Raw genomic sequence first — 14,251 nt, 5'->3', positions numbered from 1 at the left:
TATTTGTAGCAAGTAAAAATGAATTTTTAACATATGGATAAACCTCTAATTTCTGTCATCACCATAAATTATAACGGCCTGCTCCATACGCTTGATTTTCTGGCATCGTTCCGGAAAGTAAACTATCCCCATCTAGAAATCATCGTCGTAGACAATGCTTCTACCGAAGATCCGGAAGAAATTTTACGACAGTTTCCGGATACCATATTGATACGAAATCCCCGGAACGAAGGATTTGCAGGGGGAAATAACCGGGGTATGGAAAAGGCTGCCGGAGACTATTTTTTTCTGATCAACAACGATACGGAGGTGGCACCGGACATTCTAGACGTATTGCTTGAAAGATCCCTTAAGGCGGAAAAAGCAGGCCTGGTATGTCCAAAAATCCTGTACCATGATGCCCCGGATACGATTCAGTATGCCGGATTTTCAGCCATCAACCCCATTACCGGGCGAGGAAAAGGCAAAGGCTATCAGGAAAAGGATATGGGACAATACCAGCAAGCAGAAATCACGCAGCTGGCACACGGAGCGGCCATGTTTATCCCCAGAAAAGTGGTCTTTGATATCGGCATGATGGCCGAACTCTATTTTCTCTATTATGAGGAGATGGATTATTGTGAATGCATAAAAAAGGGGGGCTACGAAATATGGTACGAACCGGCAAGCTACATTTTGCACAAAGAATCCATGAGCGTGGGTAAAAAATCCCTTCTTAAAACCTACTACATGAGCCGCAACCGTTGGTTGTTTCTGCGCAGAAATGTGGGCTGGCCACTATTTTTATTTACCGCTGCCTACTACCTTTTAATCGTCTTGCCCAAAAACCTTTTGGTATTTGCCCTTCAGGCAGACTGGTCTCATTTTCAAAGGTATTTTGCAGGCTTTCGGGACGGCCTGTTTATGAAAAATATCAAGGGAAACCCATCACTGAAGCAATTGTCATGAGAATCGGAATAGAAGCACAAAGGATATTCAGAAAAAACCGCCATGGAATGGACATGGTGGCGATTGCCCTGATCAAAAATCTGCAGGAAATGGATGGCGATAATGAATATTTTATTTTTGTAAATGAAATAGAGGACAGCACCCCAATCGACCCAAGCCCCAATTTCACCATTGTACCACTACCTGCCTCCCCTTATCCTATCTGGGAACAATACCATCTGGCAAAGGTCGTACACGACTATAAGCTAGATCTCTTGCATTGCACCAGCAATACAGCTCCGCTTTTCTGCAGTACCAAATTGCTCATCACCCTGCACGATATCATCTACCTTGAAAAACTGAATTTCCGGGAGGGGACCTGGTACCAACGTTTGGGAAACCTCTACCGCAGATGGATTGTACCCGCAGTGGTCAAAAAAGCCTCCCGTTTATATACCGTTTCCCAATACGAAAAAGAGCGGATTAGGAGGCAGTTTGGACTACCGGATGAACAGGTCAAAGTCATTTACAACGGGGTGGCCGGCCATTTTAAAAGAGAGAATAAAGAAACGATAAAAAACATCCGGAAAAAATACCATCTTCCTGATCGCTTTATATTGTTCCTGGGCAATACAGACCCCAAAAAAAATCTCAAAGGCGTGTTGAAAAGCCTTGCTTTGCTGGATAAACGGCAAGTTGACTTTCCCGATTTGGTCATGCCGGATATTGGCATAGAGGTGTTGAGATCCATGTTGGCAGCCATAGGTTCACCTGAGTTGATCAGGAAAATTCATTTGACGGGTTACATTCCAAATACAGATCTGCCTGCCATTTATAGTGAGGCCTTGCTATTCCTCTACCCCTCTTTGCGGGAAAGCTTTGGTCTGCCTGTGTTGGAGGCTATGGCCTGCGGCTGCCCCGTAATCAGCTCCAACACCTCTTCCATGCCCGAAGTAGCCGGCAATGCGGCTTTGCTGATCGACCCTTTTGACCCCGAGGATCTCAGTAAAGGAATAGAAAACCTGCTCGCCAGCGAGGAGTTGAGAAAAACGCTTACTGCCAGAGGCTATGAGCGACCTCCACTGTTTGATTACCGGAAGGGCGCTGCAGAAACATTGAAAAGCTATCATCAAATAGCTGCAAAATGACGGATAAGAAGTACTGGCTCAAAAGCGGTTTTTTTACGATGATGCACCGGGGCGTGGATTTTCTTCTCGGTTTCATCGGATTTATGCTGCTGGTCCGGATCCTGGCACCTGAGGATTTTGGAGTATGGGTTTTGCTGATCACCATCATTTCCATTATCGATATGGCCCGGAATGGACTGATACAAAACGGGCTGATCAAAATATATCTTGGAAAAAAACCCGCAGTGCAGGCCAAAATTCAGACTGCAGCGATCTGGCTGAATACCGGACTGAGCATGCTCCTGTTTTTGCTTATCTGGATGTCTGCCGGTCCACTGACAAATTTACTCCATGCTCCGGACCTGGCCAGAATTCTGAAAATTTATTCCTGGATCCTCCCCGTTCTGATATTCCATACCCACAACCTGGTCCTGATGCAGGCAAGGTTTGATTTCAGCGCGTATTTTTTTGCCGGGATCAGCAAAAGTCTTCCATTTTTCCTGGTGATCTGTATCGGCTATGCCGGGCACCTTAACCTCAGTCTTGCCGAGCTGGCCTGGTATCAAAACGGAGCTTTTTTCCTGGCTACCCTGGTTTCGTTTTATCAGGTACGCAAGTATTTTCACATCAGGTGGCGGGCTACCACCTACTGGCTGGGCAGGTTATTTCATTTTGGTAAATTCGTGTTTGGCACTAATCTCGTTTCCATGCTCACCAACAGTCTGGATAAATTTCTACTTGGAGCGCTGCTTACGCCCGTACAGGTAGCCCTGGCCAATTCAGCCGGCAGGATGATGAACATGGTTGAAATTCCGGTAAATTCCATCGCGTCTATCAGCTACCCTAAAGCTGCAGAAGCCCATGACGCAAACCATAACGGCGAGATCGGCCGGCTATATGAAAAGACGGTCGGAATGATGCTGGCACTCACCATTCCATTCTGGCTCTTTTGTCTGGTATTTGCGCATTACATCATCCTGTTTATTGCCGGAGAGGACTATCTGAATGCAGTACCATTCTTAAGAATTCTCGCTTTGCTGGCCCTGATTAAGCCCTTTGACCGGCAATCGGGTGTATTTTTGGATGCCATTGGAAAGCCATTCTTTAATATGATAATGGTATTTGCCACCTTTGTGACTGGTGCCGGATTTAGCTGGCTTTTTATCAATTGGTACGGACTTGAAGGTGCCGCGTTTGGTTTGGTGATTGCACTCTTCATCACCGCAGGCATCAAATTTTACCTGCTTTCGAGATACATTCCCATTAACGTGTTTAGCTGCCTGTCTCAGGCTGTAAAAAATTATAGGGGAGCAATTGACAGGTTCAGCAGCCAAAGCCGGTAACAATCACTTCCAGCGATGCTCCAGGTACTGAAATTCCCTTTTTCGCTTTTCCCATAAGGGGCCAATCTCCATCACTTCACTGTGCGTAGTGGCCATAAAATCCTTGCTGGCTTTTCGGATATGCAATATACCAGAAAGCTGCCCCCACACGAACAAAGGAATTTTGGGAATCGATTTGAACACCCTGCCGGGTGTCTTGTTAAAAGTCAGAATACTCAAAAACCCTAATCCAAACAAGCATACACATCCTGTAATCAGAAAAAAATAAGGCCACTTGATCCACAAAGAGGCTATCGCCAACAGCATGGCGGCAGCCGTCAGCATGATCATGGGTGGCATGGACACCATCAGGGCAAAATAAACCTTATTCCAATCCAACCGGAAAAGGCCCCTGAGAAAGAGACCCAATGAGGCAGGAAGCTGGCCAAAATAACTGTTGAGCCACCTCCCCCTTTGCCTGCCTACCTGATGGGCCGCCGTGACCTTTTCGTCAAAAACTATGGCTGCCGCTGAATAGGCAATGCGATGGCCACTACTTACCAGCTCCAGTTGCAGGGACTTGTCCTCTGCTACCACCAGCCCCCGGTCTTGCAATACCTGCATTTCTCCGGCGATGTTTTGCCGGTATATCGTTTTTTCAAGGGACATGCCTGAACCGGCAATAGTAGAGGAAGACCCCAGCATAAAAGGAACGCTTCTGACGGCAAAATCATAGTAGTATTCTCCGAGGGCATCCAAAGCTGCATAGGTTCCTTTTATATTTTTCGCAATCCTTTTCCCCTGAACAGCCACATAGCCGATAGCATGGTAGCGGTTTATCTCTCTTAGAAAATGGGCGGGTACCAGGTTGTCCGGATCGAACACCACCACATGGCTGTGGTGTTCCTGCATGCTGCGGAGCGCCAGATCCAGCGAAGCCACCTTGCTGTGCAGAAACTCCTCTGGCTTCAGGACCGTAAGCCGTTTATCCGAAACTGCCGGAGTGCGGACTTCCTCTATTCCGTCTACTACCAGGTAAATGTGGAATTTCGGATAGTCCTGTTGTAGCAAAGACCGGACAAGAGGCCAGGCAATGTCTGCTTCTTTGTAAAGGGTGATGACGCAGGCGAAATCAGCGCAATGAGCCGGATCTTTTTCCAGCTTCTCAGATCGGAATACAGCCAGGCTGGCACTGATAAGGGGAAACAACAGGTAAAAACAACAAATCCAGGTAATTATTTCAAACAGAACCAAAGCATCAAAAATTAATGGTTATTTTTAACCTAAATTTAAGATTTCCCGGTCGGAATCCATTTATATTTTAGAGAAAAAAGCTGAATGAATCATTTTTCAATTTCCCAATTAAAGCAATTGCCGATAGTCATGACAAGCATGTCCCGCTGGGATGGAGATTTTTCTTCAGCTTCCTGGTCGCTAGCCAAAACTTTTTCCCAAAAGCGTCCTGTGTTGTACGTAGACTATCCTTTTACGCTGATTGATTTTTTCCGCGAACGCAGCACTGCAGCTGTCAGGAAGAGAAAGGCTGCCTTACTATGGGGCAGGTCCAGCCTGAATCCCTTACCGGACTTTGGCAGACATTTGTACGCATTGACTCCCCCGCTGACGCTTCCGGTCAATTGGTTGCCCAGGGGACGGGTCTATCGGTTTCTGGCAAAGTGGAATGACCGAAGGCTGGCCAATAGCATCATTGAGGGGCTGAAAAGAATCAATGAAAAAGAATTTATTTTCTTCAATTCCTTTAATCCGCTGTATATGAATCATGTCCCGCCAAATTTCAAACCGACAGTATCTGTCTACCAGTCCAGAGACAATATTCGGGCGCTTGAACCTTACTTGAGAAAACACGGGGCTGCAAATGAAATCCAGGCCATCAGGAATGCCGACCTCAACCTGGCCACTTCACGGCAATTGCAAACAGACTTGCAGGAGCTATCCGGAAAAGAGGTCGCCTATTTTCCCAACGCTGCAGATTTCGACTTGTTTAAGGTAGCCTACAAGAAGGAATTACCGTTACCCGAAGAACTCAAAGATATTCCACGTCCGATGATCGGCTACACCGGCAATATCTGTCACAGGCTGGATTATGACCTGATCGCTGGTATTTGCGCAGCCAACCCGGACATCAGCCTTGTGCTCGTAGGGCCGCGAAATCATGCCGGCCATACCCGGATAGACCTGGACAAGATACCAAATCTCTATTTTACCGGACCTAGGAAGATAGAACAATTACCGGGATTTCTGAGTCATTTTGACCTGCTCATTTTGCCGTTTCTATGCAATGATGTCACCAAAAGTATCTATCCGTTGAAAATCAATGAGTACCTGGCATCGGGTAAACCTGTAGTCGCTACCCCGTTTTCAGCGGACATCAGGTCCTTTTTCCCTTTGATCCGACTGCAAAAAGATGCTTCCTCTTTTGCCCTGGCCATCAGACAGGAACTTGACAACGATACGGCAGAAAAGTCGGAAAAAAGGTATCTTGAGGCCTCCACAAATACCTGGGAGGAAAGGGAAAAACATTTCTGGGAATTGCTGGCTCAGACATTCTCGCTTTGAAAAAGCGCAGGAACAGTTCGTAACAGTATCTTAAGATCAAACCAGAATGAGAAATTTTTAACGTAGTCATTGTCCAGGCTCAATCTTTCCTCCTCAGACATTTCTCCTCTGCCCCTTTTTTCTACCTGCCAGAGCCCCGTGATCCCTGCCGGGCCTAAAAATCGCAGCGCATATTTGTCTGTGGTAATTTTCTCAGCCTCATACAATGGCAGCGGGCGGTTACCCACCAATGACATATCACCTTTCAGCACATTCCACAATTGGGGCAGCTCATCGATGCTCGTATTTCTGATAAATTTCCCAATCCTGGTCACGCGCGGATCGTCTTTTATTTTGATGAAAGCCGAATCCTGATTGCTGTTCTTTTTGGCCAGCAAAATTTTCTCACAAACCATCTGGTTGTCATCGTAGAGTGGCTGCAGGCATCCACCCCCGGCCTGCTCGCAAAACTCACAAAGCTCCTTTACGGAATGGCTGTTCAAGGCGGGGTCACTTTTCTCCCCTTCCACCCTGGTATGAGTAGATCCAGGCTGATTGTATTGGTTCAGGTGCTTGAGTTGCTGCAACCTGGCATCTGCATCCGGATCCATAGACCGGAATTTGTAGAATTTGAAAATATTGTATCCCGTACCGACCCTGTAAGAATAATAAAACACAGGTCCCCTGGACTCAATCCTGATCAGCAGGGCAACAATCAAAAAAAGAGGGCTCAACAGTAATAATATCAGGCCGGAAACCACAAGGTCCAATAATCGCTTCAGGAAGGGGATCTTGTAGGATTGTATCTTGGTGATTTTCCTGTTCTTTAATCTGCTGATGGGATGTTTGATTTGAAACGCAATCCTTGTCCTGAGCTTTTTCCTATTTACAGGCTTGATAAACAAGTCTGCAATGCCCGCCTTTATGGCTTTTAGGATATCCTCCCGGCTGAGCCTGTCTACCAATAGAAAAAAAGGCAGATGACCGTAACCCAATTTATCCATGGTTTCCTTCAGAGGAAGTCCGTGTACTCCCTGCAATGAGGCGTCGCTCAACACCAGGCAAAAATCCCCCGATGATTTGGCAAGGTGATTGTAAAAAATGATTCCATTTGAAAAAGGAAGGACATCGCAGGCGCCTTTCAACGCTTCAGAAATCGATTCAATTAGCTGTTGGTTTTTTGAAATCAACGCAATTTTACGGAAATTGTCAGTCATCGATCGTTTCCAATGCTGGTTTGCCAATTCTCCTCAATATAGAATTGATCCTGGCTTCCAGCTCTTTGGGGTTGAAAGGTTTGACCAAGAAATCATCTGCTCCAAGATTCAAAATATTGATCTTCTTCTCGGATGATTCTGTAGCCGAAAGAACAATCAGAGGAATCTCTGCAAAAAAACCACTTGACCGAATAAATTCCACAAATTCGGTTCCGCTGATTTCGGGCATATTCAAATCACAAATGATCATATCCGGAAGGTTGCCTTCGTGCATGGACGCAATGGCATCAGCAGGCTTGTTGTACACGTTGACATCAAATTTCTCTTTGAAGTAATGTTGAATTATCAGCAGCACGGAAGGCTCATCATCTATGGCGAATAACTTATACCTGCTTTTCATGGCTACAAGTATTTAATCAGGTGACAAATAATAATGATACAAGGTAAACAACCTCAGGCAAATAAAAAAAGGTTTTATCAATTAAATTTTCATAAAAATAAAATAATATGCCACTTCGCGAATTTAAAATATTGAAATTTAATATAATACAAAATTTAATATCTAAACGTCTAAATATTAGGTTTGAAAAAAACATCAGCTGATAACACAAAAAACAAAAAAGCACTGCCTTCTGTATCGAAAGCAGCGCCTCCACCTGTGATGTCATGTGAAGGTCAATATCCGCCTTCTTTCAGAACCTGATCGAAGTAGCTGATGGTCTCTATGAGGCCTTCCTTTAACTGCACCCTGGGTTCCCAGCCCAGTTCCTTTCTTGCCAGGTCGATATTGGGCTTGCGTTGCATGGGGTCGTCTTGCGGAAGTGGAAGAAATTTCAAGTTGCTCTTGGATCCTGTGAGCTCCAGGACGTTTTCTGCCAGTTCTAACATGGTAAATTCTACCGGATTACCAATATTGACCGGACCGATGAAACCCTCCCGGCTATTCATCAATTTGTGCATGCCCGAAATCAAATCACTCACATAACCAAAACTTCTGGTCTGCTTGCCATCGCCGAAAATAGTGATGTCTTCACCTTTCAAGGCCTGGACTATGAAATTACTTACTACCCGGCCATCAGAGGGGTGCATTCTGGGACCATAGGTATTGAAGATGCGCATGACTTTGATGCTCAGTTTCTGTTGCCGATGGTAATCAAAAAACAAGGTTTCGGCACAACGCTTACCCTCGTCGTAGCAGGCTCTGGGGCCGGTCACACTTACACTCCCCTTGTAGGATTCGGGCTGGGGATGTATTTCCGGATCTCCATACACCTCGCTGGTACTGGCTTGTAAAATCCGTACTTTCAGCCGTTTGGCCAATCCCAACATATTGATTGCGCCCAATACACTGGTTTTGGTGGTCTGAACCGGGTCAAACTGATAATGGACAGGGCTGGCAGGACAGGCCAGATTGTAGATCTCATCCACTTCTACATACAGAGGCAACGTAACGTCATGTCTTAAAAACTCAAAATTTTTGTTGTCCAGCAAATGGTGGATATTCCGCCTTCTGCCCGTAAAAAGATTGTCTGCACAAAGGACCTCGTTTCCTTCGGCAAGAAGTTTGTCACAAAGGTGGCTACCTAAAAAACCTGCTCCACCGGTTACTAAAATTCTTTTCATTTCCTATAATAATTGATTCAAAAACAAGCTCATACATTGCTAAAATATAAAATTCAAAAATAAGCATATATTTTCCATTGGTATAATATTTTTTTAAAGTAATTCGATTTTAATTACTTTTGATCAAAATAGTATTCTTGATTACAGCATTCAAATCAATAACAACATGAACCAAAATAAACTTATCGTTTCATCTTTGATGTTACTTTTCACTTTTTCCCTGAGCTTCTTTTCGGTGGCACAGGACGGCAAAAGAGATCTTTACGAGCTTAAAATTTATCACATCGCCAATAGCACTCAGGAGCAAATGGTGGATAAATATCTGGAATCGGCCTTTATTCCTGCTGCCCACCGGGCAGGAGTGAGCCAGGTGGGTGTATTCAAACCGCTTCCCTCGGAACAGGAAGCCGGCAAGCGAATTTTTGTCTTTCTGCCTTTTAAAAACTCCAAAGATTACTTTCAGTTTCAAAGCAAGCTGGACAAAGACCAGCGCTTCCAGGACGCCGGTAAAGATTACATCTATGCCTCGCATAACAACCCCCCATTCGAAAGGATAGAAACCCGCTTGCTGCAGGCTTTCAAAGGAAGTCCCAGGATGAAGGCCCCGGAGTTAAGCGCGCCGAAATCTGAGCGTGTTTATGAACTCAGAAGCTATGAAGCCGCCACAGAAAGGTTGTATCGCCAGAAAGTAAAAATGTTTAACAGCGGTGAAACAGACATATTCGACAAGTTGGCATTCAATCCGGTTTTTTACGCCGAAACACTCGCCGGAGCCACCATGCCAAACCTCATGTACCTGACTACCTTTGAAAACATGGAAGAAAGAAATGCGCACTGGGATGCGTTCAGGGTAGATCCTGACTGGGTAGCGATGAAAGACCTGGAAGAATACCAGAATACAGTCTCTAAAAATGTCACGCGCCTACTTCGTCCCACTGATTATTCAGACTTTTGATGCAGCAAACTTTGTGTTAGGTATGCAGTCGGGACTCAGGTTTCGGGGAAACTGCAACTGTAAAATAGAACGATTGTAAAGCCGATGTAAAGTATTCCGGGCGGAGTGCAGATCGATTAATTTGCAAGGTTGTATTCGGCACCATTGCCGAATTTCCTTTTAGTGAAAATACGGGACCCGATAGCTGGTCCCGTATATATTTACCGGCTGCGCGGAGCAATAAAGGTTTCTGCACCCGGTTTTTTGTCTATAAGCTTCAAACTTGCCAATATTTCCATTGTTTTTAACAAATGGGGTGCAGCCGGTTCCTCCTCCGTGGTCCAGGTGGTTTGGGCAATCCACTCCTCAACCCCCTTGGGGTCAAGTTGGTACCGAGCTGCAATTTGATTGACTGCGGCTGATCTATCATTCATAAGCCGTCGGTTAATCTGGTACAGCGCGTCCATGATCTGAAAGGCCAGCACTGCATTATCCCGAAGCATTTTCTCTGATGCTACAATGACAAAACAGGGCCAGGGCGTGGGTATCTCCCCTATCCGTTTGAATAAACCCTTGTCTACCAGAGGCTGTGTGGTGTATTTTTCCCACAAAAATGCTTTGGCACTGTTTTTTCTAAAGGATTGGATGGCACCATCAAGGTTACCAATAATCTCAAAATCGATATCGGAGGTGTTCCAGGACTTTCGCTGCGCCAGCAGATAAGTCATCAGATGAGAGCCTGAGCCCATTCTGCTTACAAGAAAAGGGACATTTTTCAGGTCTTCCACCGCTGACAGATCAGTCCTTGCAGGAACATGAATCCCCCAAATCAAGGGTGAATTCACATGAAAACCTATCATCCGTCCTGGGTTTCCTTCGATTTTGTCCTTTACAAAACTCTCTGTAAGTACGATGGCCAAATCGGTATTGCCTTCCCGCAATGCCTTGTTCATGGCACCAGATCCTCTCGATTCATCTTCCCAAACCAATTGTACATCGCTTTCCAAAAAAGGCTGTGCTTCTACAAGCAATTGCCAGGGAAAATTGAAATGTTCCGGAACTCCTGTGATAGTAATTTTTTCCATAAACAAAGATATAAAGGAAATTTTATAGTTTCTCAGCCTTGATATACGGCTGCAAAAGCCGCAATATTCGGCCAAATGGTATTTTTCGCCCAAAAAATAAGGCATTTGTTCTAGGGTATTCCTATCTTTGACGTAAATTTTCCATTCAAATCAATTGGACAGGAATCAATATTCAATATAAACGTAAATCATTCAATATGAAATTCAAACCTGGAGTAAAATACGGTGAAGAACTGAAAGACCTTATCGCATATGCCAAGGAAAGCGAATTTGCGATGCCTGCGGTAAATTGCATCAATAGCAATACTGTCAACGCAGTACTGGAGACCGCTAAAAAAGTGAATTCCCCTGTGATGATTCAGTTTTCCAATGGCGGAGCTCAGTTTTTTGCCGGAAAGGGGCTTCCGAACGACAAGCAGCAGGCTTCCATAGCTGGTGGCGTTTCAGGTGCCATGCATGTACAAAAAATGGCGGAGGTATATGGGGTTCCTGTAATTCTGCACACCGACCATGCCGCAAAAAAATTACTCCCCTGGATAGATGGACTGCTGGAAGAAGGGAAAGCCTATCATGCTGCTTTTAAGAAGCCGCTATTCAGCTCCCACATGCTGGATCTTTCGGAAGAGACATTGGAAGAGAATATTGAAATTTCTGTAAAATATTTCAGGGAATTTGCCAAACTGAATATGGCCATTGAGATCGAACTTGGTGTCACCGGAGGAGAAGAAGATGGAGTCGACAACACCGACGTGGACAGCTCCAAACTATACACCCAACCAGAGGAAGTGGCTTATGCTTATGAGGAGTTGAAGAAAGTCGATGACCTATTCACAGTGGCTGCGGCATTTGGAAATGTACACGGTGTGTACAAACCAGGCAACGTGTCCCTCAAGCCGGAGATCCTTAAAAATTCGCAAGATTATATCAACAAAAAGTTTGGTACAGTAGGCAAACCTGTCAATTTTGTTTTTCACGGTGGATCTGGATCTACTGTCGAGGAGATCAGGGAAGCCAACAGTTACGGATCTGTAAAAATGAACATTGACACCGATCTCCAATGGGCTTTCTGGGAGGGTGTTTTAAAATATTACAAAGACAAAGAGGGCTATCTCCAAACCCAGCTTGGAAATCCGGAAGGCTCTGACAATCCGAATAAAAAATTCTACGATCCCAGAGTCTGGTTGAGAAAAGGAGAGGAGAACTTCGGAAAAAGACTGGAAATGGCCTTTGACATGCTTAATGCCATCAACAGGAATTGATTCAACACGAAAGAAAAACAAAAAAGCTACCTCCACAGGGTAGCTTTTTTTGCTTCAGGGGTTTAGCCAGTTACGTAAATGTGCCGCTCTTGCGCCAATATCGGACTGCGGTATACTTCTCACCTGACTGTCCTTAAGGCTTTCTGACCATTCCGGAAAAGTCCTCTGATCCATGCTTCGCTCTTCCAGAATCAGCGGATTTCTATCGGCCAGATTTTCCAGCAGGTCTGGCAGATCATAGTGGGGCAGGGCTCCAGCCACGGTGTACGCTATCTGGGACGGATCATATTTCTGACTCGTAACCAGGGATCGGAAAGAATTCATCGGATTTATAAGCGCGATCGAGCGTATGTCGGGGTTATAATTGGCTGCATGCAATAATACCGAGGCCATCTGACCTTTTGCGAGACCTCGTACCTGCGATACACCCTGCTTTTCCTGCAATACCCGGACCAGCCGATTGACATCCCCTGCATGAAGACCTACAATACTACGGCCTATCAATATGCTGCCAAACCACAAATTATAGGATTCGCCCTGAAAGTTTGAATCGCCGGTAAATCCTCCATTGCCCATCTCCCCGGTATTCAGCAGGTCCGGGGCCAGTACCATGTGTCCTTCTTTCACAAGCGCCTCCATATCTGCACCTGCAGCTGCATCCGTACTTTTCCCCCCGGGGTCCAGAAAAAGGACAGCGCTGGAAGTCTGGGCATCGGGTTTCATCAGCAGAAAGGGAATCCAATAGTCTCCCTCTCCGCGCATTAAATGCTTTTCCACCGTATACCCCTCTCTTTGAAAGCGGCCGGTCATCATGGTAGTCGCTTCGCCGACAGGATCCCGGTACCCGGATAGCATTCTGGACTTCGCTACGCGTTCAGCCAGGGATCCCGGAGATTGGGCAGGTATATGCTCCTGATTCAGCTCGAATATGGTTTTGGCAGGGTAGCTGCTCAGAATCTGTCCGGTACTTGTCACCTGTAAATCTTCCCGGCTAAGTGTGTCAATGGGTTCGTCCCGTGCAATTCCCGGGTAATTCAGATTCTCCTGAAAAAATGCATACATGGCTTCCCGGTTTTTTAAGGTTGAGGCATGCCCTGCATCGTCCTCGACCATGCCAAATCGCTCTGAATGGTCAAATACGTCATAAATGCGGCGTACCTCAGCGGCAGCCTCCCTGGCTCCTTCAATGTTAAAAATGTCTCTCGTAGTAGTGATCATCAGGCTTGGTTTCGGAGCCCTTACCAGCAGCAGGTCAGGCTGGTCCAGACCGGAAGCGATCCCCCTGTAAAAATTCTGTTCTGCATCCTGAGGACCGTGCGTTAAAAGCAGACGCTTAAAATTGGTGATGTAATTTTCCGGAGCGGAAGCATAAATGCGCTCATCAAATGCCGCTATATAGGCAGATTGGGTACCTCCCCCAGACCTGCCGGTGATACCTATCCGGCTTGCGTCAACTTCCCGGCGGGTGGTGAGATAATCTACAGCCCGTATGCCATCCCAAATCATGTATCTGGCCTGGGATGTACCCGCAATAAAGGCCTGAGCCCCCGGATAGGAATGCTGCTTGGTCGGACCGCCGATCGTAGGCTTGTTATCTGCCGGGTCAAAGTATTCCAGTCGCTCCCCCTGCCCTACCGGATCAAATGCGAAAACAATGAAACCTTTCTTTACCAGATTCAAAATAACATGCTGATAGGTATGACTCCTGTAGGATTCCAGCGCATGTCCTGAGCAGTAAATGATTGCTGGCGCTTTTTCTGACAAGCCATCCGGTACAAAAAGGGTGGCACTGACATAAAATCCCGGTTGGGATTGATAGACCAGGTGTTCCATGCGAAAACCGTCCTTTTGCACTTTTCGGGTAATTTCAGCATCGAGTGGCGTTTTTTCAGGAAATGGCCCCACAGCATCCCACAATTTCTTCCTGATCTGCGCCTGCCATTCCTGCCATGATGCTTTGGAATCAAGCTGTTGCAGCGCTTTTTTCCTCGCACTGAGCAATTCAAAGGCCTGCATGGTCTGGTGCTTGTACAAAGCATTGGAACCATCTGTGAAGCTTACCCAATGGGGCTGTATTACTTTCAAATCCTCCTGCCCATAGGCTGCAAGCAGATAGAGGACCGATACCATAGCAGTCAATAAAATTTTTCTCAACATGGTTTTCCAGATTTTGAATAAAAGGAAAAAGAACCTATTCTCTA

Annotated in this window: 12 protein-coding genes; 6 read left to right on the top strand and 6 right to left on the bottom strand. The window is 45.8% G+C overall.

Features of this window, described 5'->3' with window-relative positions:
- The first annotated feature begins 33 nt into the window (after positions 1–33).
- From BUB19_RS14490 to BUB19_RS14480, 3 genes are read left to right on the top strand one after another with little or no spacing between them, the layout of a single operon-like run.
- Entirely contained in the window at positions 34–948 is a 915-nt protein-coding gene (locus BUB19_RS14490) for a glycosyltransferase family 2 protein (RefSeq protein WP_073095277.1), read from the top strand.
- Positions 945–2,075, top strand: a complete 1,131-nt coding sequence (locus BUB19_RS14485; RefSeq protein ID WP_073095276.1) for a glycosyltransferase family 4 protein — start codon at positions 945–947, stop codon at positions 2,073–2,075. The genes BUB19_RS14490 and BUB19_RS14485 overlap by 4 nt, the downstream gene beginning before the upstream one ends.
- Entirely contained in the window at positions 2,072–3,397 is a 1,326-nt protein-coding gene (locus tag BUB19_RS14480) for an oligosaccharide flippase family protein (protein ID WP_073095275.1), read from the top strand. Before BUB19_RS14485 ends, BUB19_RS14480 begins: the two co-directional genes overlap by 4 nt.
- 3 nt (positions 3,398–3,400) lie before the next feature.
- On the opposite strand, the gene BUB19_RS14475 is transcribed toward BUB19_RS14480, so the two are convergent.
- Entirely contained in the window at positions 3,401–4,630 is a 1,230-nt protein-coding gene (locus BUB19_RS14475) for a glycosyltransferase (protein ID WP_073095274.1), read from the bottom strand.
- Between the two features lie 84 nt (positions 4,631–4,714).
- Between BUB19_RS14475 and BUB19_RS14470 the strand changes: the two genes are divergently transcribed.
- Positions 4,715–5,953 carry a glycosyltransferase gene (locus BUB19_RS14470; protein WP_073095273.1) on the top strand — a complete coding sequence of 413 codons (1,239 nt, stop codon included), beginning with the start codon at positions 4,715–4,717 and terminating at the stop codon, positions 5,951–5,953.
- On the opposite strand, the gene BUB19_RS14465 is transcribed toward BUB19_RS14470, so the two are convergent.
- From BUB19_RS14465 to BUB19_RS14450, 3 genes are all read right to left on the bottom strand, one after another.
- The gene (locus BUB19_RS14465) at positions 5,935–7,149 is read right to left on the bottom strand and encodes a sugar transferase (RefSeq protein WP_073095272.1); all 1,215 of its coding nucleotides are present in this window, start codon (positions 7,147–7,149) and stop codon (positions 5,935–5,937) included. The two genes, BUB19_RS14470 and BUB19_RS14465, sit on opposite strands and share 19 nt — an antisense overlap.
- Complete coding sequence (locus tag BUB19_RS14460; protein WP_073095271.1) at positions 7,142–7,549, bottom strand: response regulator transcription factor; 408 nt, start codon at positions 7,547–7,549, stop codon at positions 7,142–7,144. The genes BUB19_RS14465 and BUB19_RS14460 overlap by 8 nt, the downstream gene beginning before the upstream one ends.
- A gap of 275 nt (positions 7,550–7,824) precedes the next feature.
- Positions 7,825–8,772: a UDP-glucuronic acid decarboxylase family protein gene (locus BUB19_RS14450; RefSeq protein ID WP_073095269.1), complete on the bottom strand. Its 948-nt coding sequence runs from the start codon at positions 8,770–8,772 to the stop codon at positions 7,825–7,827.
- A 166-nt stretch (positions 8,773–8,938) separates the two neighbouring features.
- Here BUB19_RS14450 and BUB19_RS14445 point away from each other — a divergent pair, with 166 nt between their 5' ends.
- Entirely contained in the window at positions 8,939–9,727 is a 789-nt protein-coding gene (locus BUB19_RS14445) for an NIPSNAP family protein (RefSeq protein WP_073095268.1), read from the top strand.
- A gap of 200 nt (positions 9,728–9,927) precedes the next feature.
- Here BUB19_RS14445 and BUB19_RS14440 read toward each other — a convergent pair whose 3' ends face one another.
- On the bottom strand, positions 9,928–10,791 hold the full coding sequence (locus BUB19_RS14440) for a type 2 periplasmic-binding domain-containing protein (protein ID WP_073095322.1): 864 nt from the start codon (positions 10,789–10,791) through the stop codon (positions 9,928–9,930).
- Positions 10,792–10,988: 197 nt separating this feature from the next.
- Here BUB19_RS14440 and fbaA point away from each other — a divergent pair, with 197 nt between their 5' ends.
- Positions 10,989–12,050: a class II fructose-bisphosphate aldolase gene (gene fbaA, locus BUB19_RS14435; RefSeq protein ID WP_073095267.1), complete on the top strand. Its 1,062-nt coding sequence runs from the start codon at positions 10,989–10,991 to the stop codon at positions 12,048–12,050.
- Positions 12,051–12,104: 54 nt separating this feature from the next.
- Here fbaA and BUB19_RS14430 read toward each other — a convergent pair whose 3' ends face one another.
- The gene (locus BUB19_RS14430; RefSeq protein ID WP_084097332.1) at positions 12,105–14,207 is read right to left on the bottom strand and encodes an alpha/beta hydrolase family protein; all 2,103 of its coding nucleotides are present in this window, start codon (positions 14,205–14,207) and stop codon (positions 12,105–12,107) included.
- Positions 14,208–14,251 lie beyond the last annotated feature (44 nt).

The organism is Cyclobacterium lianum (assembly GCF_900143075.1).
GTDB classification, from domain to species: Bacteria; Bacteroidota; Bacteroidia; order Cytophagales; family Cyclobacteriaceae; genus Cyclobacterium; species Cyclobacterium lianum.
Note: the sequence above shows the minus strand (reverse complement) of the source record. Positions and strands in the feature narration are given on the sequence as shown.

Excerpts from the sequence above, each read along its gene's own strand:
- BUB19_RS14470 (WP_073095273.1), top strand. The coding sequence starts at position 4,715 with ATGAATCATTTTTCAATTTCCCAATTAAAGCAATTGCCGATAGTCATG.
- BUB19_RS14485 (WP_073095276.1), top strand. The coding sequence starts at position 945 with ATGAGAATCGGAATAGAAGCACAAAGGATATTCAGAAAAAACCGCCAT.
- BUB19_RS14460 (WP_073095271.1), bottom strand. The coding sequence starts at position 7,549 with ATGAAAAGCAGGTATAAGTTATTCGCCATAGATGATGAGCCTTCCGTG.
- BUB19_RS14450 (WP_073095269.1), bottom strand. The coding sequence starts at position 8,772 with ATGAAAAGAATTTTAGTAACCGGTGGAGCAGGTTTTTTAGGTAGCCAC.
- BUB19_RS14445 (WP_073095268.1), top strand. The coding sequence starts at position 8,939 with ATGAACCAAAATAAACTTATCGTTTCATCTTTGATGTTACTTTTCACT.
- BUB19_RS14430 (WP_084097332.1), bottom strand. The coding sequence starts at position 14,207 with ATGTTGAGAAAAATTTTATTGACTGCTATGGTATCGGTCCTCTATCTG.
- BUB19_RS14440 (WP_073095322.1), bottom strand. The coding sequence starts at position 10,791 with ATGGAAAAAATTACTATCACAGGAGTTCCGGAACATTTCAATTTTCCC.
- fbaA (WP_073095267.1), top strand. The coding sequence starts at position 10,989 with ATGAAATTCAAACCTGGAGTAAAATACGGTGAAGAACTGAAAGACCTT.
- BUB19_RS14465 (WP_073095272.1), bottom strand. The coding sequence starts at position 7,149 with ATGACTGACAATTTCCGTAAAATTGCGTTGATTTCAAAAAACCAACAG.
- BUB19_RS14480 (WP_073095275.1), top strand. The coding sequence starts at position 2,072 with ATGACGGATAAGAAGTACTGGCTCAAAAGCGGTTTTTTTACGATGATG.
- BUB19_RS14490 (WP_073095277.1), top strand. The coding sequence starts at position 34 with ATGGATAAACCTCTAATTTCTGTCATCACCATAAATTATAACGGCCTG.